The organism is Candidatus Kaelpia aquatica (assembly GCA_030765335.1).
Lineage (GTDB): Bacteria > Omnitrophota > Gorgyraeia > Kaelpiales > Kaelpiaceae > Kaelpia > Kaelpia aquatica.
In genome coordinates, this window is sequence record JAVCCU010000016.1 from 12,805 (window position 1) to 35,672 (window position 22,868).

The 22,868-nt window shown below is 38.0% G+C and carries 23 protein-coding genes; 1 reads left to right on the top strand and 22 read right to left on the bottom strand.

Annotated features, from left to right (window positions below; all coding sequences use genetic code 11):
• Nucleotides 1-10 precede the first annotated feature (10 nt).
• From P9X27_02485 to recG, 19 genes are all read right to left on the bottom strand, one after another.
• Nucleotides 11-151, bottom strand: coding sequence for a rubredoxin (locus tag P9X27_02485; protein MDP8253246.1), 141 nt, complete (start codon nucleotides 149-151; stop codon nucleotides 11-13).
• Nucleotides 152-332: 181 nt separating this feature from the next.
• Nucleotides 333-992: a 4Fe-4S binding protein gene (locus P9X27_02490; protein MDP8253247.1), complete on the bottom strand. Its 660-nt coding sequence runs from the start codon at nucleotides 990-992 to the stop codon at nucleotides 333-335.
• A gap of 13 nt (nucleotides 993-1,005) precedes the next feature.
• Complete coding sequence (locus tag P9X27_02495) at nucleotides 1,006-1,890, bottom strand: permease (protein MDP8253248.1); 885 nt, start codon at nucleotides 1,888-1,890, stop codon at nucleotides 1,006-1,008.
• A gap of 96 nt (nucleotides 1,891-1,986) precedes the next feature.
• Complete coding sequence (gene hcp, locus P9X27_02500) at nucleotides 1,987-3,621, bottom strand: hydroxylamine reductase (GenBank protein ID MDP8253249.1); 1,635 nt, start codon at nucleotides 3,619-3,621, stop codon at nucleotides 1,987-1,989.
• Nucleotides 3,622-4,047 carry an Rrf2 family transcriptional regulator gene (locus P9X27_02505; GenBank protein ID MDP8253250.1) on the bottom strand — a complete coding sequence of 142 codons (426 nt, stop codon included), beginning with the start codon at nucleotides 4,045-4,047 and terminating at the stop codon, nucleotides 3,622-3,624.
• A 291-nt stretch (nucleotides 4,048-4,338) separates the two neighbouring features.
• Complete coding sequence (locus P9X27_02510) at nucleotides 4,339-4,878, bottom strand: DapH/DapD/GlmU-related protein (GenBank protein MDP8253251.1); 540 nt, start codon at nucleotides 4,876-4,878, stop codon at nucleotides 4,339-4,341.
• Nucleotide 4,879: 1 nt separating this feature from the next.
• Nucleotides 4,880-6,724 carry an amino acid permease gene (locus tag P9X27_02515; protein ID MDP8253252.1) on the bottom strand — a complete coding sequence of 615 codons (1,845 nt, stop codon included), beginning with the start codon at nucleotides 6,722-6,724 and terminating at the stop codon, nucleotides 4,880-4,882.
• A gap of 117 nt (nucleotides 6,725-6,841) precedes the next feature.
• Nucleotides 6,842-7,129, bottom strand: coding sequence for a GIY-YIG nuclease family protein (locus P9X27_02520; protein ID MDP8253253.1), 288 nt, complete (start codon nucleotides 7,127-7,129; stop codon nucleotides 6,842-6,844).
• A gap of 264 nt (nucleotides 7,130-7,393) precedes the next feature.
• Nucleotides 7,394-7,975, bottom strand: a complete 582-nt coding sequence (locus tag P9X27_02525; protein MDP8253254.1) for a Maf family protein — start codon at nucleotides 7,973-7,975, stop codon at nucleotides 7,394-7,396.
• Nucleotides 7,968-9,233, bottom strand: a complete 1,266-nt coding sequence (locus P9X27_02530) for an NAD(P)/FAD-dependent oxidoreductase (GenBank protein ID MDP8253255.1) — start codon at nucleotides 9,231-9,233, stop codon at nucleotides 7,968-7,970. Before P9X27_02530 ends, P9X27_02525 begins: the two co-directional genes overlap by 8 nt.
• Before the next feature lie 174 nt (nucleotides 9,234-9,407).
• The gene (gene gpmA, locus P9X27_02535; protein ID MDP8253256.1) at nucleotides 9,408-10,154 is read right to left on the bottom strand and encodes a 2,3-diphosphoglycerate-dependent phosphoglycerate mutase; all 747 of its coding nucleotides are present in this window, start codon (nucleotides 10,152-10,154) and stop codon (nucleotides 9,408-9,410) included.
• 117 nt (nucleotides 10,155-10,271) lie between these two features.
• Nucleotides 10,272-11,618: an MATE family efflux transporter gene (locus tag P9X27_02540; protein ID MDP8253257.1), complete on the bottom strand. Its 1,347-nt coding sequence runs from the start codon at nucleotides 11,616-11,618 to the stop codon at nucleotides 10,272-10,274.
• 19 nt (nucleotides 11,619-11,637) lie between these two features.
• Nucleotides 11,638-12,252, bottom strand: coding sequence for a hypothetical protein (locus P9X27_02545; GenBank protein MDP8253258.1), 615 nt, complete (start codon nucleotides 12,250-12,252; stop codon nucleotides 11,638-11,640).
• A 235-nt stretch (nucleotides 12,253-12,487) separates the two neighbouring features.
• On the bottom strand, nucleotides 12,488-12,880 hold the full coding sequence (locus P9X27_02550; GenBank protein MDP8253259.1) for a PilZ domain-containing protein: 393 nt from the start codon (nucleotides 12,878-12,880) through the stop codon (nucleotides 12,488-12,490).
• Nucleotides 12,881-12,941: 61 nt separating this feature from the next.
• Complete coding sequence (locus P9X27_02555) at nucleotides 12,942-13,655, bottom strand: TrkA C-terminal domain-containing protein (protein MDP8253260.1); 714 nt, start codon at nucleotides 13,653-13,655, stop codon at nucleotides 12,942-12,944.
• 104 nt (nucleotides 13,656-13,759) lie between these two features.
• On the bottom strand, nucleotides 13,760-14,029 hold the full coding sequence (locus tag P9X27_02560) for an HU family DNA-binding protein (protein MDP8253261.1): 270 nt from the start codon (nucleotides 14,027-14,029) through the stop codon (nucleotides 13,760-13,762).
• Nucleotides 14,030-14,103: 74 nt separating this feature from the next.
• Nucleotides 14,104-15,546, bottom strand: coding sequence for an amidophosphoribosyltransferase (locus P9X27_02565; protein MDP8253262.1), 1,443 nt, complete (start codon nucleotides 15,544-15,546; stop codon nucleotides 14,104-14,106).
• Between the two features lie 120 nt (nucleotides 15,547-15,666).
• Entirely contained in the window at nucleotides 15,667-15,855 is a 189-nt protein-coding gene (locus P9X27_02570; GenBank protein ID MDP8253263.1) for a hypothetical protein, read from the bottom strand.
• A gap of 122 nt (nucleotides 15,856-15,977) precedes the next feature.
• Nucleotides 15,978-18,020, bottom strand: a complete 2,043-nt coding sequence (gene recG / locus P9X27_02575; GenBank protein ID MDP8253264.1) for an ATP-dependent DNA helicase RecG — start codon at nucleotides 18,018-18,020, stop codon at nucleotides 15,978-15,980.
• A 60-nt stretch (nucleotides 18,021-18,080) separates the two neighbouring features.
• On the opposite strand from recG, the gene rpmB reads away from it, so the two are divergent.
• Nucleotides 18,081-18,308: a 50S ribosomal protein L28 gene (rpmB, locus tag P9X27_02580; protein ID MDP8253265.1), complete on the top strand. Its 228-nt coding sequence runs from the start codon at nucleotides 18,081-18,083 to the stop codon at nucleotides 18,306-18,308.
• Here rpmB and recJ read toward each other — a convergent pair.
• From recJ to secD, 3 genes are read right to left on the bottom strand one after another with little or no spacing between them, the layout of a single operon-like run.
• Nucleotides 18,305-20,005: a single-stranded-DNA-specific exonuclease RecJ gene (gene recJ / locus P9X27_02585; protein MDP8253266.1), complete on the bottom strand. Its 1,701-nt coding sequence runs from the start codon at nucleotides 20,003-20,005 to the stop codon at nucleotides 18,305-18,307. The genes rpmB and recJ overlap by 4 nt on opposite strands.
• A complete protein-coding gene (locus tag P9X27_02590; protein ID MDP8253267.1) occupies nucleotides 20,002-20,694 on the bottom strand; it encodes a PIG-L family deacetylase in 693 nt (230 codons plus the stop codon). Before P9X27_02590 ends, recJ begins: the two co-directional genes overlap by 4 nt.
• Nucleotides 20,691-22,856, bottom strand: coding sequence for a protein translocase subunit SecD (gene secD, locus P9X27_02595; protein ID MDP8253268.1), 2,166 nt, complete (start codon nucleotides 22,854-22,856; stop codon nucleotides 20,691-20,693). The genes P9X27_02590 and secD overlap by 4 nt, the downstream gene beginning before the upstream one ends.
• Between the last annotated feature and the right edge of the window lie 12 nt (nucleotides 22,857-22,868).

The following is a 22,868-nucleotide window of genomic DNA, read 5'->3' on the forward strand; positions in this document are numbered from 1 at the left end:
TTATAAATAATTATACTACCAGCTCAAACATCTCTTTACCTACCCCACACTCAGGGCATACCCAATCATCCGGCAAATCCGAAAACGCAATATTGCTGTTTTCCGCCGGATCATAAATATAGCCGCAGACCGTACATTTAAATTTTTCCACCTTAAGCCTCCATATCTTTTAAGTTTTTATTATTTTAGTAAATATTGAGCACTTAAACAAGTACCACTTTAATGTTATTTGTCGCCATAAAGAGCTATCTCTAGCCCTTGCCTCCTACTCAAAATCCTACTCCTTACAATGTTCAGATTCTCAAATCATAGATGTTGTGAATAATAAAGCTTCATACTATTTCACCGCGAATCGAGATCGTATATTCTTTTATGATAATATTCTTACCTGAATCCCTTGCTGCAGTCTCTGTTAGCCCTACTATACCGCTGCAGCAGGGAACCTCCATGCGCACAACAGTCACAGAACTTACATTGTTGTCGCGAAATATTGCTGTAAGCTTCTCTCTATACATATCGATATCGTTATCAAGTTTTGGACAAAAAACAACCAAAGTCTTATTTTTTAAAAATCTTCGGTGAAAATCTCCAAACGTAAACGCAGTGCAATCTGCCGCAACCACAATATCAGCATTATCAAAATAAGATGCATTCGGACTTACAAGCTTAAGCTGTAGAGGCCACTGCCTAAGCTCTGAAAATAGAGCTCCTACAGCTGCATTACCACCTGAAGGAGATATTTCCCTGAAATCTTTAGCCATTGTTCCAGGGCATCCACAGGGTAGATTCTCTTCTATATCCTTTTCGATAAACTCTATCGCATTCAGAGGACATCCACCTATACACTTTCCTATACCGTCACAGATAGGCTCATTAACAACGTGAGCCTTGCCGTCTTTAATCTCAATAACACCCATAGGGCAAGCTTGTATACATTGACCACATCCAATACACTTATCTTTATCAATTTTTATTATCCTTCTTTTTGCCATAATCTACTCTCCTTTATAGTAAAGAAAAAAGATATCCCAGCGTTAAAGTTGCTATGGATATAAATAGTAAATATACACTCAATATTTTTATACCAAATTCTTTCTTTAGTACTAATATCGTTCCGTAGCTGGTTATAGGTCCAGCCAATAAAAGAACCATGCCGCCTCCGATATTCAGCCCCTGTCTTACAAAGGCATCTACCAGTGAAACAGTAGCTGTTGAACAGATATACATTGCGAGACCAAATATAAGTGCAAAAATATACCCAAAGACTCCGCCTAGATTATTTTTAATCCAAACTCCTAAAGGCATAACCGTAGCAACAACAGCAGCTAAAACTATCCCTAAGATCAGCTCAAGCCCAATCTCTTTAGGCATATCCCAAAAGGCAAACTTAAAGACTGATTTAATGTGCTCAGAAACACTCTTTTTATGAGCATGAACAATACCTTCTTTACAATGAGGACATATCTCTTCAGTGCTTTTGCGAGGAACAAAAGAGAGTAGATTTCCAATAATCCCTATTAAAATCCCCATTAAAATAACTGCAAAAAATATAAATATAGCAAACTTTACTCCTAGCAGCTTATATGTAACTAAAAGAGCACTTATTGAAGTTGCCGGAGTTGCCACCAAAAACGCTAAGACTGGACCTAATTTCGAACCTTTTTTGTAGAAACTTAAAGCCACCGGCAGCGAACCCAAGCAGCAGATCGGAAGAATTACACCAGCAACCGTAGCATAGAAAATTGACCTAAAACCATTTTTGCCCAAATATTTTTCTACCCAGTTATTAGAGACAAATTCATGTATTAAACCGCTTAAGAGAAACCCTATTGCCAAAGCCGGGATTATCTCTAAGAGATAATGTCTCAATGCTACGAAAAATTCATTCATAGATCATCTCCTTGCCTTCTAACTTCTCTGCTCTAGATACTATCTTTACAATACATCTCCGGCTGCAGCATGCAATCTGCACTATATCTCTTTTAATTAATCTCCTGCAACCATTGCCTCGATGTCATCTTTGACTGTACTGATGGGTTTAATGTCAAATTTATCAATGAGAACTTTTACAACATTCTTGGATAAAAATGCCGGTAATGTCGGCCCAAGCCTTATGCCCTTTACACCTAAATACAGAAGAGCAAGTAGTACGGCTGCTGCTTTCTGTTCATACCAAGCAATATCAAAAGATATCGGCAAATCATTGATATCATCTAATTCAAAGACTTCTTTTAATTTAAGAGCTATGACTGCCAGTGAATAGCAATCGTTACACTGTCCGGCATCAAGAACCCTTGGTATTCCTCCAATATCACCAAGATCTAACTTGTTATAACGATATTTTGCACAACCGGCTGTAAGAATAACCGTATCTTTAGGTAAATCTTGAGCAACTTCCGTAAAATATTTCCTCCTAGGATCTCTTCCATCGCAACCTGCCATAACAATAAACCGCTTAATCGCACCTGATTTTACTGCCTCAACTATCTTATCAGCTAAAGCCAATACTTGATTATGCGCAAAACCGCCGACGATTTCACCTTTCTCAAGCTCTTGTGGCGATTGGCATGTTTTTGCTAGGGCAATTATTTCAGAGAAATCCTTCTGCTTCCCATCTCTCCTATCAGGAATGTGCTTAACGCCCGGATAGCCTGCCATTCCTGTTGTAAAGATTCTATCTTTATAAGAATCTTGAACAGGAGTAATGCAATTCGTTGTCATCAAAATCGGACCATTAAATGACGCGAACTCTTTATTCTGCTGCCACCAAGCATTGCCATAGTTGCCAATAAAATGTTCATACTTTTTAAAAGCGGGATAATAATTAGCAGGGAGCATCTCACTGTGAGTATAGATATCGACTCCTGAATCTTGAGTCTGCTTTAAAAGCTCTTCCATATCCTTAAGGTCGTGCCCTGAGATAAGAATTCCGGGATTACTGCAAACCCCTATATTAACTTTCGTAATTTCAGGATTCCCATAAGTCTTCGTATTAGCTTCATCCAAAAGGGCCATTGCAGCAACAGTTATTTCCCCTGCTTTCAACACAAGAGCAACCATTTCATCAACGGAAATATCTCTCATTGTCGATGCTAAACCTTCCATTATAAACTCATATATCTCTTCTTTTTGAAATCCTAATACAGCTGCATGGTCCGCATAGGCTGCTAAACCTTTTAAACCATAAATAAGCAGCTCACGAAGAGAACGCAGGTCTTCGTTTTCAGTAGAAAGCACTCCTAATGCTTTTGCTTTATCATAAAACACTGCTGTATCATCAGTATGCCGCAGAACAAGATCACGAAAAAATTCATCTGCTGAGATGCCGCTTTTCTCTTTAAGCTCATCGCGGATGATTAATCCTTCTCGTATTAATGCAGCAATCCGCTGGTCATCAAAATTAACATTAGTAATCGTTGTAAAAAGCGCTCGAGCCGTAAATAATCCTACACTGCTACCCTTTACACTCTCTTCTTTTAATCCTTGAAAATAAAAAGCAATCTCCTTTAAAACGTAGATCAGCAAATCCTGCAGATCTGCAGTCTGCTCTCTCTTCCCGCATGCACCGACCTTAGTGCAGCCTGTGTTTTTGATTGTTTCCTGACATTGATAACAGAACATTTACAACCTCCTTTTTTGTTTTTTCAAATCCTTTAAAAGATGACTTATAGTAACGGCCTCAAACTCCTTGGCTACCAACTTCTCAACTCTATTAATCTGTCTTCTTAAGACACAGCTAGAGCGATTGACGCATAGCTTGCTTCTGAACATACAGTCTGAAAGCTGGATATTACCTTGAAAGATTACTATGATATCGACTATCGACATTAAGTTGGGGTCCTTATCAATCATGAAGCCGCCTCCAGCTCCTTTTTTCGATATCACTAGTTTATTCTTGATTAACTTTTGCAATATCTGCCTTAAAAACTGATAGGGTATGCGCTGTTTCTCTGCAATCTGCCGCACAGAGATAAATTCATCCTTGTTTTCAGCAAGTTCTAACAATGCCCTAATTGCGTAATCTGTATGTTTTGTTAATAATTTCATAAAAGCCTCTTCAATTAATTGATACTATTGTAGTATCAATTATAAAATTGTCAAGTTTTTTCTATCTAAAAATACCGTTACTCACCACAGGCAATTATTCTAATAAACTTCTTATCTCTTCTATGGAATTTGTAAAATTTTCAGAACTAAACTCCGAGATTTTTTAAAAGAAATTTCATAGGGCAACATAGAAGACCAGCCGAAAGTTCAAAGGTTAAAAATAATAAAATTAGTTGTTTAAAAGAACCTTGTAAAAAACCAACAATTAATATTAATATTAATTTTTATCTTTCAGTCATTTAACTCTTTATATTTCTTGGTTAAATCTAGATTGGTTTCAATGGCTTTCATGGCAAAATCTTTTATTTCTTTATCTGCAAATTTTAATCCCTTTACATCTTCTTCATCTTTTATTTTCTTACCGGATTCTATCATCCTCCCTGCTGTAATATTGGCTCCCTCTACTATTACCAAGTGCTTAACGACTACACCTTGACCAAGTTCGGATTTAAAGACAACCGAGCCAAATCCAATAAAACAATTTTTACCAATCCTGGATGGCCCATGAACTATGCAACCATGCGCCAAAGATGTGTTTTCTTCAATTAAAACCGAGCTATCGTCTAAGGCATGGATTATTACTCTATCCTGAATATTGCAGTTATCTTTAATAGCTATTGAACTACCTGGCTCATCTGCTCTGATAACTGCCCCCGGACCAACAAAGACATGCTTACCTACGCTTACCTTGCCGATTATTACTGCCGTAGAATCAATGTAAGCACTCTTATCTATTTCTGGATAATCGCCTTGAGGATTAGGTCTAAACATTTTAGCCTCTCTTCCTTTCAGCCAAAAAGATAACGTGCTTCAACTCTTCCTCACCTTTTGCTTCAAACCATTTCTTTTCAAAATCTTGGCTTTGAACGATTGCGGCAATAGCCGCCAAAATCTTTAGATGTAAAACGCGCTCACCAGGAGAGCTCACAAGAATAAAGGCAATATGAATTAATCGATCTCCGGGAAAAATGATTCCTGCTCGCGCTCGAACCAAAACCAATCTGTTAACATTCTTATCGCTAATAAAAATATGAGGAATAGCCAACCCCTTTGCTATTACTGTGCTTGACTCTTCTTCTCTTTCTATAAATTTATTGAATAAGTCTTCAGGGTTTAAACCTAGGCTTTCACCTAAACCAAGCGAAGCCTCTTTAAAAAAATCTTCCAACTTCAAAGGGCTCTCTATATCTAAAACCATACTTTCATCGACAAGCTCATAGAATTTCTGTTCAATAATACCTTCCCTTTGAATAACGATATCCTTAAGCTCTGTCAGAAGATTATCTGAAGCCAGCTCTTTATCTTTAACTGTCAATTTTTCCAAAACATAAATCAAAGCAGAGTCTTGCGCTGCTCTTTTCTGGGCATAGACTTTATACCAGATAAATCCTAACATAAAAAACACTGAAGTTAGAAGCGCAATAAACGATCCCATCTCAATTAGGAGAAATCCTCCCCCTAATATTCCTAAAATCTGCAGATAAGGATAGAAGGGGGAATAAAATTTCGGCCTATAGCTTAAGATCTTACTCTCCCTAAATAAAATCACGGTTAAATTAGCTAATATATAAAGCAAGATTAATATACTTGAAGCAACCTTAACCAATAATTCCAGCTTAAAAAACAGAATAGCAAAAATCATAAAAACACCAGTACATAAAATAGCAACATAAGGTGTACTGAATTTGAGACTTATTTTTTGAAAAACAGCCGGTAAAAGCTTGTCTCTGCTCATGCCTAAAGGATACCTTGAGGCAGTCATAATCCCTGCATTAGCAGTAGAGATAAAGGCTAAAAATGCCCCTATACTTACAATGATCTTCAAAGTATCTCCGCCAAAAACTGCTGCCCCGTCTGAGATTGGAGTAAGGGTTACTTTTAAACTTTCAGGATTCAAAACTCCCATAGTTATAACGATAACTAACACATAGAAAATAGAAGTTACAATAAGAGAAAGAATCATGCCTAAAGGCAGATTTCTACCCGGATTTTTTGTCTCTTCAGCTAAAGCAGCTACCTTGGTTAACCCGCCATAAGAGATAAAAACAAAACTAGCTGTAGCAAACACAGGGCCTAACCCCTTAGAAAAAAATGGCGAGAAATTAACAGGATTAACTGCTTTCATACCCAAAAAAACATAGCTAATAAGTATACCTAGGAGCCCTAAGACCAAAAATACCTGAAATCTACCAGCTTCTTTTACTCCCATCAAATTTAAAACAACAAAAAACACGCATAAACAAAAAGCAATAACATTTATAGATAAAGGGGTTATTATACTTAAATAAGCACCCATGCCTATTAAAGCAAATGCTCCCTTTAAGCTCAAAGAGAACCAGGTGCTGAAACCGGCAAGAGTTCCCAGTAGAGGACCAAATCCTCTCATGATATAGAAATAATCTCCTCCGGCCTTAGGCATAGCTGTGGTTAATTCTGCCATGCTTAAAAGCGTAGGAAGGCAAAAGATTCCGGCTATTATATAAGATAGAATTACTGCTGGACCTGCTTTGGCAAAAGCTAACCCAGGCAGAATAAATAATCCCGAACTAATCATTGCCCCAGTTGCTACGCAGAAAACATCTAGAAGGGTGAGCTCTTTTTTTAACTCTTTTTTCATTCTTTATTCATCTCTTTTTTATCACTATATTATATCTTATTAAATATCGCAAGTTATTTAGAGAAAGATTGACTTTGAGTACAGACAACAGAGGTTCTCTAATATCAGCTCTACTTCTTATCCGATATTAATTTTTAAACAAGATCTCACAAGCTCTTCTTTTTTCTTTCTACTCATTCTCTTTATCTCTAATTCTCTCATAAACGCTCTTTTAAAATACTTATACTCCTTAACCCAGGCCAATTTAACCGGCCTTCTATCTCTTGTATACTTAGCTCCCTTACCGCTACTATGTAACCCTATACGTGCTTCAATATTTTTTGTATATCCAGTATAAAAGGTACCATCACTGCATTCCAATATGTATACATAAAAAGAACCGCTACGCTTTATTTTCTTAGACATAAAATTTTAATTTAATCATATTCAACCTCTGTTTTTAAGGAGCATGCCATTCTCCTTATCTAAATCTAAGGCAATTAGATCCCCTTAGGGCTTAAGCGTCGGATAATATTGCTCCAATCGTCTTTAAGTTTTAAACGTACCGGGCGGGCTATCGCCCCAAAAAGCAGTCTCTTCATTAAAATCTCTCTTCTCTTTATTATTATAGTTACTGGTATTCTTCACAATTAATATTGTAACAATAGAAATTAAAATTGTGTACTGGACCTATCGAGCCAAAAGAGATACTCCCATTTTTTTGAGCATTCCCATTAATCTAGCAAGCGGCAAACCTACAACATTATAAAAACAGCCTTCAATACGTTCGATAAAGATTGCTCCTAAACCCTGGATATCAAATGCTCCTGCTTTATCCATTGGATTAACTTTCTTAAAATAATCTCTTATTTCATTATCGGATAAATCCCGCATAAAGATCTGGGTTTTTTCATAAGCAGTGTATCTTTCTCCACTATATAGATTAACAACCGCTAAGCCAGTATAGACCCAATGGGGTTTCTGGGATATCTCTTTAAGTATAGCAAAAGCCTGATCCATGCTATTTGGTTTTCCAATTATACTCTCATTCGATAAAACAACCGTATCAGCCCCTATAATTATTCCAGACTTAATCTTAGAAGCAACATCTTCTGCCTTCTTCAATGCATTGGAGATAACAAGATCTTCGGGTTTAAATCTTAATTCTCTCTCCTCTTCAACGACTGGTATAACAACGCTAAAATCTAATCCTATCTGCCTTAAAAGATCTTGCCTTGCCTTTGATCCTGAAGCCAAAATAATTCTAACCATCCACTACGCTCCTTCCAGCGAGATAACCAGTTGAAAAGGCCTGCTGGAGATTATAGCCTCCACTTTTAGCGCAGCCATCTATGATTTCACCCGCAAAGTAAAGGCCCGGAACAACCCTGGACTCCATAGTTCTAGGATTAATCTCTTCTATAGATACTCCGCCATTGGTTACCATTGCACTATCAATAGCCAAAGATCCTGTAACTGTTAAGGGCAGTTCTTTAAAAAGCTGGACTATCTTATGCCTCTCTTCTCGACTCAAAGTATTCACTTTTTTATCCTCAGATATACCGGAGATATAGAGAAAAATAGAGGCCATCCTCTTAGGCAATAGGCTGCGAATAACATTTTTAATCTTCATCTTGCTTTTTGCCTCAATCTCTTTTAAGATCCTTTCTTTGAGCTTCTCATTGCTCAATCCCGGCTTAAGGTCAATCAGCATCTCAACATGATTATGCTCTTCTAGTAAAGAGATGACATCGGCACTTAAATCCAGTATCAGAGGACCGGAAACTCCAAAATGAGTAAACATTATCTCTCCAATAGGAGAGACTATCTTCTTTCTCTTTTTACTGCCTCCAGCCTTATTAAAGCTGAATGTAACCCTGATATTCTTGAGCGATAACCCCTGCAACCTCTTGACCCAAACCTCTTGTGTCTTAAGCGGCACAAGTCCCGGATTTAAGGGCGTTATGGTATGGCCCAGTTTTTTAGCAAAACCAAAGCCATCTCCAAGCGAGCCTGTCATCTTATAAGAAGCTCCTCCTGTTGCAATAATCACCTTCTTAGCATAGATCTTCTTGCCATTCTCCAAGCCTAAACTAAAAGATTCTCTCTCCCTGCTTATACCCTTAAGGGGAGTGTTGAAGAGAGTTTTTATATTATTACTCTCTGAGATAGCCCGCTCTAATACTTCTACAACTGAAGACGATTTATCAGTAACAGGAAAGATACGCCCCTGCCTTTCAACCTTCATATCAAGTCCTCTGTCTTTGAAGAAAGCAATCAAATCATCATTAAAGAAAGAGTTGAATGCCTGTCTTAAGAAACGACCCTGTTTGCCAAATACTTCGATAAAACTATCAATATCAGCAGAGTTAGTAATATTGCAACGCTTCTTACCACTAAGTAAGATCTTATGACCAAGAGAGCTATTGCTCTCAACCAAAACGATACTTTTCCTAGATAAAGCAGCAATTATGCTGGCCATAGAACCAGCCGCTCCACCGCCAATTACAGCTATATCATAACTAGACAAAATAATATCTTCTCCATTCTCTTAAGATAGTATCTTTATGCATAATAAGTATAGTATGAATTATACCCAGAAACAACAAGCACTCTTACTATATTAGGTGCCCAAATGAATAGGTCGCGGTGAAGAGCACACACTTTTGAGTTCTTTTTTTAGGCAAATCCGGCACCAAAGCTGCTATTTGGATTTACCCTGATTGGCTACGCTCTGCATAGCCTTCCTAACCTCTTCCTCATCACCAAGATAGTAATGCTTCAATGGCTTTAACTGATCATCCAGCTCATAGATAAGAGGTATACCGGTTGGAATATTCAATTTTGGAATATCTTCATCTGAGACATTATCTAAATATTTAACTAAGGCTCGCAAGCTATTTCCATGGGCAGCAATCATAATAGTATCTCTCTCTTTTAAGACAGGCACTATCTCATCGTGCCAATAAGGCAGGAACCTATCTACTGTGTCCTTCAAACACTCCGTAAGAGGGATCTCGTCTTCTGTTAAATCTTTATATTTAACCTCATTGCCTGGATACCTTGGATCTGTCTTCGTAAGAGCAAGAGGCGGAACATCGTAACTTCTTCTCCAAATGTGGACCTGGTCCTCTCCAAACTCCGCAGCAGTCTCTTTCTTATTTAAACCCTGTAAAGCTCCATAATGCCTTTCATTTAACCTCCAGGAACGCTCAACCTTAACCCATGCTAAATCCATCTTATCCAGTACTATCCAGAGCGTCTTGATAGCCCTCTTTAAAACAGAGGTAAATACAATATCGAAACTATAGCCCCCCTTCTTTAGAACTTCACCTGCCCTCTCTGCTTCCTGAATACCTTTCTCTGATAAGTCAACATCTGTCCAGCCTGTAAACCTGTTCTCTTTATTCCAAGTACTCTCTCCATGTCTTAAAAGTATAAGTTTTTTCATATTCAACAATCTCCTTTTTTAAAACATTATCTAATTAACTCAATACATTATATGGAATATTGCAATTACAGCAACTATTAATTACATTAAAAAACAGCCTATCTTCAGCGTTAAAGCCTATAGACTAGAGTACTTAATCTTTCTAAGCTCTCTTATAATCAAAGTGCCCGTTATAGCCACGGCTATAATATCCGCAGCAGGACCACTGAACCATACCCCTTCTAAGTTATACAAATACGAAAGAATAAAAAGAGCAGGGATAAAGATAACCGTCTCTCTTAATAATCCAAGGAATATAGCGTAACCGCCTTTACCAATGGACTGGAAGAACCGTGTACCTAAGATATGGATAGTTGCAAAAGGACTCATAATCAGAAATACCCTAAGAGCATAGCTGCTTAGCCTAACAAGCTCGTCATCACCTTTTGAGAAAAGCTCAGAGATAGGCTCTACAAAGAACCAGATAACCAGAACTATTAAAAGTGTAATCAAAAACCCGCTTAAAGATGCGTAAAAAAATGTATCTTTAACACGATTGGATAGTTTAGCCCCATAATTATAACCAATAATAGGCTGCATCCCAGCTGCCATCCCGAAAGAGAACATTCTAACAATCGAGCCTAATGCAAAGATGATACCTAAAGCAGCGACTGCAATTTCACCTCCATAAAGCAACACCCTTTTATTCAAAAAAACAACCTGAATACTGCCTGCGATATTGGCCAATGCAGGCGATAGACCTAGCATAGATATCTTTTTAAAATTAACTAAATCTAGGCGCAGATGGTTCCTGCGAATATGCAAGAGACCCTTCTTTCTCATAACATAGAAAAGACCCATCAACACAACAACAGCTTCTGATATTATTGTTGCAAGAGCAGCGCCTGAGATACCCATTGAAAAAATAAATATAAATAAATAATCAAGTGCGACATTTAAAAGAGTTCCAGAGACAATCATTAATGTTGCATATATTGGATTGCCTTCTGCCCTTATGATAAATGTTAAAGTAAAGCCATAGAAAAAGAATATTGCTCCACTTATAAATATGCCTAAATACTCACGTGCATATGAAAATACCTCGGGGCCAACAGAGAAAAAACCCAATATTTGATCTTTAAATGCAAGACCCAAAAAAGAGGTCAAAAAACCAAATAGCGTTATAATAACAAAAGTATTACCAAAAACATTTTCTGCTCTCTCTCTATCTTTTTGACCTAAATATATTGATATCAAAGCAGATGAGCCGCTAGCACAGAGAAGAGATAGAGCAAAAATTATATGGAGCACAGGAAAAGCAATTGTTACTCCCGCTAAGGCAAGTGAGCCTACACCGCGCCCTATAAATATTCTGTCAACTACTATGTATAAAGAGTGGAGGACTAAGCTAAATACCGAAGGCAGAGAGAACTTAACTAAAAGATACCCTATTGACCTCTCTCCTATCTCTTGCGCTCTATTCATGGCTATAATGCAGAAGATACTATTTTTTATCTTTTACAAACATAAGCGGAAATACTATATCGCTAATACAACAAGGAATCCAAACAGCGAGAAACAAAAATATAAATACAACTACATGGCCAAAAACAGCATAAAGAGAGTCCCCTTTGGCCATCATAATGTGAAACAGGGATGCCCAGGTGCTTAAAAGAACATGGCCGTAATGAGGTATCTTTGTTGAAGGCCTAAAATATGCTATCGCTATACCTATGATAGCCAAAGGATTTACAAGATACCACTTCTCGATAAATCCAATATGGACATGCCTGTGAGGCATATTAAGCCAAGCCTCACCTATATAGGGAATAATAGAGTCGCTTATTGTAGCAATGCCTATAGAGCCAAAATAACCTACGGCGAGAAGAACAAGAATATTACATTTTACCTTATGAGTCTTACACTTATAGAGCTTATACATTGAAGCGGTAACTAAAGCACTAAAAAGCACATGCAGGGGGTGTAGGATATAAAAGATGTTATAAGACGTTTCTCGGGGTGTACCGGAGAAGAGAACCATGATAATAACACCAGATACTGCGCCTAAGGCAGTAAAAGGTGCATGCTCTTTTAATTCTCTGGTAATAAGTTTAAGCATAGCTTCAGCACTATAAATCTTATTGATTCCTGCTTTATTATTATTAAAATACTCTAAGCTGTCAATAGCACAGAATATATTTTACAAAAAGAATGGTTACTCTTTGAGTTTAATAGCACTCTCAATAACTACTATTATATCTAAAGAATTGAAAGGTTTTATTAGACATTCAGCAATACCGCAGATTTCCACATAGGTCTTATGCTCTTTTTCGGCATAGTAACCGAAGATACTGTCAATCTAATAGTGTATCTATAAAAGAGGATATTGCCCGCCTCTCTTGCGGCGCAACATTCCTGAATGATACACCGAACCTATGCAAGTCTTCTCTGAAAGGAAAATTATAGCAAACCTCACCTGTAATACTCATCGGGCTATAGCGCTTAGTCTCTCTTGCCCCTAAATTAACCAAGGTAAATTTTGTCTCAACATTGGTTTTGGGAGAAAAATCATAGTCCGATATAAACCCTGCACCACTATCGCTTATATCAAACATCTTGACAATAATATCTCTGGGCTCAACAATAGTTCTAGATTTAAAGAGCTCCTGAGTCGTGCATACTGCGGTAAAATTCACCTTAAACCTTTTATGTCTTCTTCTTTCAATTACTGAAGAATCTGAATCCATATCAAATTTTAACCTCCAATTAATATTATAAATCTAGGGCTAATTTTTACAATAAAAAATATTAATTAATCTCACAGAGTTTTGACCTTATATTCTCAAGCTTGCCAAAACATATAAGAGTATCGTCCTGTATTATCTTCATGCTAGCCTGAGGATTTGGTATTGTCTCCCTCTTTCTCTCTATTGCAAGCACAGTTATATCCCAACTTCTAAGATTAGATTCCTGCAAAGTTTTATCTAGAACAGGACTGCTATCGCATATTTTTATACTAGATATACCATATCCGCCAGTAGATATGACTAGCTCCTCAAACGATACGCGCTTAATCATATCTCTATTTATTATTCTCATTCTAAGTGCTTTGGTCAGTTTGCGGGAAATATTTGTCTTATTAAAGATCTTATAACTAAAATAAAGTACGGCGGCTATTATTACCACATTTACAAGAGGTGATACTTGATAAGGTACTACCGAACCTAGAAAAGGAATACGGAACTCCAAAACATCCGGCCTCAAAGAGTTGGCAAAAGTAGCTACAAGAGAAACTAATCCGGCATTACCAAGCACCATAAGAACTGAAGCGATACGCCGTCTCTGTGGATTAGCGGTAATGAGCTCAGACTCTCTGGTTGTAAAACCTGTCCCGGTAAAACAGGAGAGTGCCTGAAACTTTGCAAACGACCAGTCAACACCGGTAAGCTCAAAAGCAATAGCTCCAATCCTAACAACTATAAAAGATATAACCAGAATAACAAAAAACAATAATAGATTCATAAGCTCTCCATTGGTTAACAAAAATATTATATCTAGATATAAAACAAAATGGAAGAAATATAAGAACGGGGTAGAAAGAATATCTACCCCGAATTAAATCAGTTTTATTTTATAGCGCTCTTTAAACCAGTCCCTGCTTTAAATACAGGTACTTTTCTTGCAGCTATTTGAATAGCTTCGCCTGTCCTGGGGTTTCTACCTGTTCTCGCTTTTCTCTGAGAAGCCTTAAAAGTTCCAAAACCTGTAATTGAGACAGAGTCGCCTTTCTTTAAAGCAGCAACGATACTACCCAAGATAACATCTACAGCCTGAGAAGCTGCTTTCTTCGTACAAGTTACTTTAGCTACTGCTTCCACCAAATCACCTTTGTTCATCTTTGCACCTCCTTTATTTTTATAAGATCAGAACAACATTTTATGACTTATAAAGATTAAAGTCAATAAATCTATTATCGAGCAGAGAGAGAATTACCGTTTTTCTTACAGAGAGACTTAGAGCATTTTCCAGTCCAACACTGTAAGCAGAGCTTCTCTCTAGGCAGCCCTATTGCTTTAATCATATCCTCCATAGTTTGATAACGCAGACTACTGACCCCTGTATCATCTTTAACCCAATCAACCATCTTCTTGTATTTATCTGTCTCAGGATCAAGATACTCCGACACATCATCTATCTCCTTACCCTCTATATCTTTTATAGCACGCCTAGCTACTAACTCTCCTGTGGTCCGAGTTGATATATTATATTTACAGGGAAACAGAAGCGGAGAAGACGCCACTCTAACATGAATCTCAGAAGCGCCTGAATTCCAGAGCTTTGTTATTGTAAAATTTTTAAGCTGAGTACCTCTGACAATAGAATCCTCGCAGAGAACTATTTTATTACCATTAATAATATCGCGAATAGGAATAAGTTTCATCGTAGCTATGAGATCTCTCCTAGATTGATTAGAAGGAGTATAGGACCTGCCATAACCAGGGGTATACTTAACAAGTGGACGACGGAAAGCAACTTTAGACTCCATAGCATAGCCAATAGCATGAGCAGTACCGGAATCAGGAACACCGCAGACAAGATCAGGTTTTAAATCTTTATCTCTCTGAGCTAAAAGACGACCGCTGCGCTCTCTAGCAACCTCAACATTTATACCTTCGTAATTTGAAGCAGGGAAACCTGTATATATCCAAAGAAAGGAACATACCTGCATATCATCTCTCGGCTCTGATTTTAAGATCAAACCATCTTTGTTAATTAAAACTATCTCTCCAGGCTCAAGGTACTTAACAACCTCAAAACCAAGATTGTGAAATGCCGTAGTCTCAGTCGTCACAGCCCATGAAGAATCCTTCTTTCCGACTACCAGCGGAGAATAGCCCAATCTATCTCTTGCAGCATAGATACCATCTTCATTTACAATAAGGAGAGAACAGGCTCCGTCGATTAGCTCAAATAATTTTTCAACTCCAGAAACAAAATCGCTCTCTCTTGCAATGAGTTTAGCAGCTAATTCTGTCATATTTATGCCGCCCTTGGTAACTTCACTCAATGTAATACCGTCTTCAAACATCCTGCTGGCTAGAGGCTGAGCATTAACAAGGTTACCGTTGGTAACCATACAGAAAGAACCCAATTTAGAGTTTTGAAAGATCGGCTGCTCATCAGAATCACTTACTACCCCTATTCCCCTATCTCCTTTGACACCTTCTATCTCATCGTAAAATTTAGATTTAAACTGACTCTGACTTATATTATGGATTCTACGAAAAAAACCTTCTTCTCTCGAAATAGCAATACCACCATACTCTGCACCCAAATGTGAATGGTAGTCCACCCCATAAACTAAATCCTGAGAACAGTCGTTTTTTGAAATAACACCAAAGATGCCGCTCATTTCATCCCCCAATCTTTTAAATTAGATAAGAACTGCCATGCCTAATACTCCAGCATTATACAACAGGTGGGATTAATATCCATAAAAATATTGGGGAATCTGAAAAAATGGATTTTTGACTCAATTCATACAATCTGGATCAGCTAAAAATAGTCTTATCTTCTCTGCTTCATTTGAAGGAAGACTCCATTCTCTAACCATTCTCAGGACAGCTTCTTCCCGGACTTCTCTTCTCTGGTCACAGCGAGAGATGTTTTTGATTCGGATCTTTAAGTATTTAGCCATATAACAGCAATCAATACACTTCATAGATCTGCCTTTATTTTATTTAACATCTTCATCTTAGCGCAATTATACCATATTTTTAGATCAAATACAAACATCATTAATATTTTTAAAAAGTAATTACATAAACACTTCAGGTATAACACTTAGAGAAATCTAAACCTAGACTTTAACTCCTCGGCTAAAGCCCTATTCGCCAAATCTTTTAAGAATGGATCTCTCTCAAGAAGCTCAAAAGCCTCCCCTCTGATACTCTCTAAGAGATCTGCATTCTGATAAGCAAGTTGAAGAGATTCAGTAGATATAAAGCCGTGTTGTCTAATACCTAAAATTTCACCGCTACCCCTAATCTTGAGATCCTCTTCTGATATCCTGAAACCATCCTCTATGCTTACTATAGCATTAAGCCTTTTGTAAGCTTCGCCTGTTTTAGGATCAGCTAATAATATGCAATAAGCGTTTTGAGAAGCTCGACCAACCCTGCCTCTTAACTGATGGAGTTGTGATAGTCCAAATCGATCTGCATCTTCTATTATGATAATTGAAGCATCCGGAACGTCAATACCAACCTCAATGACAATAGTGCTGACCAAAACTGAGATCTCTCCTTTTTTAAACTCATCAATAATCTTTTTCTTATCCTCCCCGCTCATCTTGCCGTGCAAAAGCGCCACCCTATCCGGACCTAGTAAAGATTCCAGATCTCTGTAAGCCTCTTGGACGTTTCTTAACTCATCCTCTGATTCTTCTATTCTTGGACAAACCATAAAACCCTGAGCACCGCTATCGACCAGCTCTTTTAAAAAACTATAGACATACCTCCTTCTCTTGGTACCAACCCAATAAGTGCTTATCTTCTTCTCCCCAAAAGGAGTCTCTCTTATCGTCGATATATCCATATCTCCAAATATAGTCAATGCCAACGTTCTAGGTATAGGTGTTGCAGTCATGATTAAGTAATCCGGAGCGGAGCCCTTCTTTTTCAAAATTCTACGCTGCTGAACTCCAAATTTATGCTGCTCATCCACTACAATAAGACCGAGATTATTAAATTCAACATCTTCTTGCAGGAGAGCATGGGTCCCAACAACAACAGATATCTCTCCAGATGCAATATCTCCCACTATCTCTCTACGGCAATCTTTCTCAAGACCGCCTATAAGTAAACCTGTCTCAATATTAAAAGGAGAAAGAAACTCCGATATTTTAACATATTGCTGCTGAGCTAAAATCTCAGTAGGCACCATAATGGCTGTCTGATAGTTTCCAGATGCTGAAAGCAGAGAGGCATAAGCTGCTACAACAGTCTTGCCAGTCCCAACCTCCCCTTGAAGCAGCCTATTCATGGGAGAAGGAGCGCGCATATCTTTCTCGATATTTCTTAAAACTCTCTCTTGAGCCTCGGTTAAACCAAAAGGTAAAGCATTTTTAAAATCCAACATTGTATCGGGAGTAAAATTATGACTGACACCTTGCTCCAAAAACCTTCTTTTAACTCTTTTCATACCTATAGCAATCTGTATCATGAATATATCTTCAAACGCCAATCTATATCTGGCCTTTTCTGTGATATCGATATCCTGAGGAAGATGGAGATTAATTAAAGCATCGACCCTACCCATGATAGAATATCTATTAATTATAAAATCAGGTATAAACTCTTTTATGCTCTCTTTATATCGCTCTAGCTGATCGCAAACTAGTTTCCGTATAAACTTTTGAGTCAATCTCCCAGAAAGAGGATATACTGAAACAATGCCTAAGTCTGGGTCTCCTGAAATCAGTATCTCATAATCAGGGGAGTTCATTCTTAATCCCTTGTAAAGATCAACCTTACCGTAAAGAACAATATCAGAACCCTTTTTAATTACATTTTGAAGATAGGGCTGATTAAACCAGCTGATATGAATATTTGAACTATCGTCATCAATAACAGCTTCATATATAGCAATATTACTTCTGGAACGCCTAAGATTAGTACGTCTTACCTCTCCTCTAATTGCTGCTATATCGCCTGGATTCAACTCCGATATCTTCTTGATTATACGCCGATCTTCATACCTTCTCGGAAAAAGATAGAGCAGATCTCGCAAATTGCTAACGCCCAGAAGATTAAAATCAAGGGCCCTCTTAGGGCCAACCCCTTTAATATAGCGAATGTCGTTGAATAGACTATTTACCTCTTGCATTTTAATTAATAAATATGATAGTATTTAGAACTGTTTTTTACAAGCAAGGAGGAAATAATTATGAGCAGAGTATGTCAAATGTGCGGCAAAGGACCGACCGCTGGACGCACAATAACAAGGCGTGGTATGGCTAAGAAAAAAGGTGGCGTAGGAAAGAAGACAACAGGAATATCAAAGAGACGATTCTTGCCTAACCTGCAGAATGTAAAAGTTAAAGTAGATGAACAAACTAAGACTATACGAATCTGTACATCTTGTATTTCAAAAGGTACAATTAAAAAAGTTTAAGCATCATCTTTAGACAACCTAAAATCCTCCAGAAAAAGAGTAACACTTTTAACTCCTTTCCAGATACCAACTGAAGGAATATAAGCAATATCTATTAACTCTCCCACTTTGGGTAGATTATCACCATCTTTATCTTTATAAAGAACCTGCTGAGAAAAATCACCCTTCCTGACCCAAAACTTATAGAAGTTGCGCGCCAGAGGCCTGATACTAGAAACAACTTTGACTGAAGAAGTCAAAAATAGAGGCTCGGAATTCTCAGTTCCAAAAGGTTCAAGCAGCTCTAAATCTTTGAAAAAACTATCATTCATTTGACCAAAATCCAATTCCCCGTCCAACTCAATTTTAGACACCAAAGAAACCTCCTTAAAGGCTTCCTGGGTAAGATCGAACATTTTAGATTTAAACTTAGTCCAATTTTCTCTCTTTAAGGATATTCCACAGGCTGCGGCATGGCCGCCAAACTCTTCTAATATGTCAGTACATAATGATACTGCTTTAAAAATGTTGAAATCGGGGATAGAGCGCCCGGACCCCTTAAGAAGTATATCAGACTCTGAAAAAACTATTGAAGGCCTATAATACTTATCTGCTAATTTTGAAGCAACAATTCCCAAGACTCCAGGATGCCAGTCTCTACCCTTCACTATTACGATATTATCCTTTGAAAAATCAACCTCCTGATCAACAGCTCTTAAAGACTCCTTCAAAATTTCAGCTTCTATCTCTCTGCGCCTTCTGTTGGACTCTTCAAGCTTAGAAGCCAACGCTTCTGCTTCAATCTTATCTTTTGATATTAAAAGCCTAAATGCATCTTCAGCCGAATCAATTCTTCCTGCAGCATTAAGTCGAGGTCCTAAAACAAACGCTATATTTCTAACGCTCACCTTATCTTTGCTTAAAGAGGCTGCGTTGAAAAGTTCCTTTAAGCCTACTCTCTCTGTTTCCGCTAAAATTTTAAGCCCCTCTTTAATAAGTATCCTGTTCTCACCTTTTAGTGATGCAACATCAGCAACGGTACCAAGGCACACAAGATCCAGAAAACCTAAAAGCCTCTCATCTTTTATGCCTAACATAGCCTCTAATACCTTAAATACTAGCCCAACTGCTGCAAGATCTTTATCAGGATAGCTACAATCATTCTGCCAGGGGTCTATTATTGCATCTGCAGGGGGGTGGAGATTATCTTTGGGTCTATGGTGGTCTATTACGATAACATCTACACCGGAGTTTTTAAGTTTTTCTATTTCACTTATTGCAGTGATACCGCAATCAACGGATATAAACAGATCCACCTTAGAGCTTATTGCCGCGCTGACTGCAGAGTCGCTGATACCATAACCTTCATCTATTCTGTGTGGGAGATATGGAATAGGGTCGAGATTATTTATCCTGAAAAATTCATACAATAAGGCCAGCGAAGTTATCCCGTCAACATCGTAATCTCCCAGCACCATCACCTTCTCTCCCTTAACTATTGCCATCTTTATTCTATCTACCGCTAAACTCATATCCTTAAGCAGATAAGGGTCATGGAGATCATAGAGCGTATGGAAGAGAAATCTTTCGGCTTCCACCATCTCAGATATACCTCTATTTAAAAGAACACGGGAAAGGGTAAGAGAGATACCAAGATTAGCGCTAAGAAGATCGGCTTTCTTAGAGTCAAAATCACGGAGATGCCAAGCTTTGTTCATAAGGACTCGGTGCGCAGAAAGCCTTCAGCATATTTCTCTTTAAGCTGCAAGCTGCTGGCAAGCTTCATGTCTCTATCTAAGACCCTCTGAACAAGAGAGTTCTCATGGCTATTAAAATCGGGGTTCTCTGCTTGAGACCTATGCTCCTTCAGAGATAGCGCCTTAAGCTCCATCAAGTGATTATCAAACCCAACAAAGAAATTAACATCCCTTTTATTAAAACTCTCCCAAACGCTCTTATAGCAATATATTATGGTTCTTATGCTATACTGCACTAAGGCCTCATCTATTATCTGCGCTCCCATAATATGGGTAGAACCAGGGTCTCTATCAGTAGCTACAAAGACAATATCCGGCATAAATGTAGTCAGTAAATTATAGACAGCCTCTGTATCTTCTGAGTCTGGAACCCGATTGGAGTAAAAAGGTAGGTCCAGAAAGACTAAGTCTTTCTCTCTCACGCCTAAAACACCCATAGATTTAACAGCCTCTTTAGTTCTTATTTTTTTCTTCTTATAATTAGGAATATTGGAAAATACTCCTCTCTCTCCATCCGTAAGGTATGCAATCTTAAATATATTTCCCCTCTGAGCAATCTTATAGATTGTTACCCCCATCCCCACAACCTCATCATCGGGATGAGGAGAGAATATTAAGATCTTCTTATGCCTAGGAATAGAATCTATCAACTCTTTTTACCCTTCATCCAATCTACTATCACAGGAGATGCAATAAAAACAGAGGAATAAGTTCCGACTATCACACCTACAAGCAATACAAACGAGAACGGATTGATAACCTCCCCCCCAAAAAGAAAGAGAGATAATACCGTAAGAAGAGTGGTAAAAGAAGTTAGAAAAGTACGGCTTAAGGTTTGGTTGATCGAAAAATTAACAAGCTCTGGAAGTTTCATCTTCTTTTGAAAATGCATATTCTCTCTTATCCTATCAAAAACAACAATGGTGTCATTTATAGAGTAGCCGACAACGGTAAGCAACGCTGCAATAACAGGCAGAGAAAATTCACGTTGAGTGAGACTCATAGCTCCAACACATATCAATATATCATGTAAAAGAGCTATTATCGCTACAATTGCAAATTTAAACTTAAACCTGATGGCTATATAGATACACATTGCAATAAGAGCAAAGGTTATAGCTAATATCGCTTTTCTTTTTAAATCGGCACCTACTATAGCCCCGACACTCTCCATTCTTAAGATTGTAGTATTATCTTTTCCAAAAACATCTCTTAATTTTGAGACTATATCTTCTGTAGCTCCAGCATAAGTACGAATTATAAACCTCTTCGTATTCTTAACACGTTGAATAAGAGAGTCTCCTAACCCTATCTCAGACAAAGCGCTCCTTACATCATCTGTTGAGACTTCGTTCTTAAATTCATACTCTTGAAGAATTCCGCCTGTAAAATCAATGCCAAAATTCTTCTCTCCTCTGCTATAGAAAGAGAAGATTCCTATGATTATAAAAACCAGAGATAAAAAATAAGCAAAACGCCGCTTCGATATAAATTTCAACTTAGGGGTTGTCGGGAATAGAGCAAACATCGGCAGCTTCTTCAAACCATAATAGGTCAAGCTATCAAATATAACCCTGGTCACAAAGAGTGCGGTAAACATGCTGGCTACTATACCTATGCTCAGAGTAGTCGCAAAACCACGAATCGGACCGGTTCCAAACTGAAATAGTATCAGGGCGGCTATAAGAGTAGTTAGATTGGCATCTAAGATAGTAACAAAGGCCTTCTGGTAGCCATATTGAATAGACGCAGAGAGAGGCTTGCCCAGCCTCAGCTCTTCTCTAATCCTTTCATAGATTAAAACATTGGCATCTACTGCCATGCCTATAGTAAGAACAATACCTGCAATTCCAGGCAGAGTAAGTGTAGCGCCAAAATAACCTAAAGCACCGAATATTATGACCATATTCAATATAAGAGCAACTAAGGCAACAGCACCTGCAAGCAGATAGTAGATAATCATAAACAGTGCAACTGCAGAACCACCCATTGCTATGGCCTTGAGACCTTTAAATATAGAATCTTTACCCATAAGAGGGCCGACAGTTCTCTCCTCTTCAATAACTAGAGGAGCGGGAAGAGAGCCGGCCTTTAAGACTATTGCCAAATCCCTTGCCTCCTGCAATCCAAACCTGCCACTTATAATAGCCTCACCCGAAGGTATTCTCTCTTTTATGACAGGAGCTGACTTTATCTTTCCATCCAACAGTATCGCAAGCCTCTTGCCTACATTATCAGCTGTAATCCTGGCAAATTTACGGGCACCTTCAGCATCAAACTTAAGACCCACAATGGGCTGATTAAAACGCGATTGATCAAACCTTACTTCTGCATTTACAAGATGTTCACCCGTTAAAGCCGTATTACTATGTAACAACAGAGATTCCTCGTTAAGAGCACTGATCTCATAGCCTATTGGGATATTACCTGAAGAAGATCTCCTTATGAGCTCAGGATCAGAACTCACAAGCTTAAACTCTAACATAGCAGTCTGACCGATAAGATTAATCGCTCTATCTCTATCGTTGATACCAGGCAGCTGAATCAATATCTTATTCTTACCCTGCTTCTGTAATACAGGCTCTTTAACTCCAAATTGATCAATTCTATTTCTTAAGATCTCAAGCGCTCTATCAACAGCGCCTTCTCTTGCCTCCTCAAGAATCTTCTCAGTCTCGACTCTTAAAACAAGATGCATTCCGCCTTTTAAGTCCAATCCAAGGTTAATCTTATCCTGAAGCGGATAAAAGCTGGCTATAGAGAAGCCGACAATGGCTAGAATTAATAGTAGTTTCCAGAAAACATTTCTCATGTCATCCTCCTA

What these genes read in the sequence shown, in the direction of transcription:
- P9X27_02490 (MDP8253247.1), bottom strand. Translation starts at nt 992, where the DNA reads ATGGCAAAAAGAAGGATAATAAAAATTGATAAAGATAAGTGTATTGGA.
- P9X27_02495 (MDP8253248.1), bottom strand. Translation starts at nt 1,890, where the DNA reads ATGAATGAATTTTTCGTAGCATTGAGACATTATCTCTTAGAGATAATC.
- hcp (MDP8253249.1), bottom strand. Translation starts at nt 3,621, where the DNA reads ATGTTCTGTTATCAATGTCAGGAAACAATCAAAAACACAGGCTGCACT.
- P9X27_02505 (MDP8253250.1), bottom strand. Translation starts at nt 4,047, where the DNA reads ATGAAATTATTAACAAAACATACAGATTACGCAATTAGGGCATTGTTA.
- P9X27_02510 (MDP8253251.1), bottom strand. Translation starts at nt 4,878, where the DNA reads ATGTTTAGACCTAATCCTCAAGGCGATTATCCAGAAATAGATAAGAGT.
- P9X27_02515 (MDP8253252.1), bottom strand. Translation starts at nt 6,724, where the DNA reads ATGAAAAAAGAGTTAAAAAAAGAGCTCACCCTTCTAGATGTTTTCTGC.
- P9X27_02520 (MDP8253253.1), bottom strand. Translation starts at nt 7,129, where the DNA reads ATGTCTAAGAAAATAAAGCGTAGCGGTTCTTTTTATGTATACATATTG.
- P9X27_02525 (MDP8253254.1), bottom strand. Translation starts at nt 7,975, where the DNA reads ATGGTTAGAATTATTTTGGCTTCAGGATCAAAGGCAAGGCAAGATCTT.
- gpmA (MDP8253256.1), bottom strand. Translation starts at nt 10,154, where the DNA reads ATGAAAAAACTTATACTTTTAAGACATGGAGAGAGTACTTGGAATAAA.
- P9X27_02540 (MDP8253257.1), bottom strand. Translation starts at nt 11,618, where the DNA reads ATGAATAGAGCGCAAGAGATAGGAGAGAGGTCAATAGGGTATCTTTTA.
- P9X27_02545 (MDP8253258.1), bottom strand. Translation starts at nt 12,252, where the DNA reads ATGCTTAAACTTATTACCAGAGAATTAAAAGAGCATGCACCTTTTACT.
- P9X27_02550 (MDP8253259.1), bottom strand. Translation starts at nt 12,880, where the DNA reads ATGGATTCAGATTCTTCAGTAATTGAAAGAAGAAGACATAAAAGGTTT.
- P9X27_02555 (MDP8253260.1), bottom strand. Translation starts at nt 13,655, where the DNA reads ATGAATCTATTATTGTTTTTTGTTATTCTGGTTATATCTTTTATAGTT.
- P9X27_02560 (MDP8253261.1), bottom strand. Translation starts at nt 14,029, where the DNA reads ATGAACAAAGGTGATTTGGTGGAAGCAGTAGCTAAAGTAACTTGTACG.
- P9X27_02565 (MDP8253262.1), bottom strand. Translation starts at nt 15,546, where the DNA reads ATGAGCGGCATCTTTGGTGTTATTTCAAAAAACGACTGTTCTCAGGAT.
- P9X27_02570 (MDP8253263.1), bottom strand. Translation starts at nt 15,855, where the DNA reads ATGAAGTGTATTGATTGCTGTTATATGGCTAAATACTTAAAGATCCGA.
- recG (MDP8253264.1), bottom strand. Translation starts at nt 18,020, where the DNA reads ATGCAAGAGGTAAATAGTCTATTCAACGACATTCGCTATATTAAAGGG.
- rpmB (MDP8253265.1), top strand. Translation starts at nt 18,081, where the DNA reads ATGAGCAGAGTATGTCAAATGTGCGGCAAAGGACCGACCGCTGGACGC.
- recJ (MDP8253266.1), bottom strand. Translation starts at nt 20,005, where the DNA reads ATGAACAAAGCTTGGCATCTCCGTGATTTTGACTCTAAGAAAGCCGAT.
- secD (MDP8253268.1), bottom strand. Translation starts at nt 22,856, where the DNA reads ATGAGAAATGTTTTCTGGAAACTACTATTAATTCTAGCCATTGTCGGC.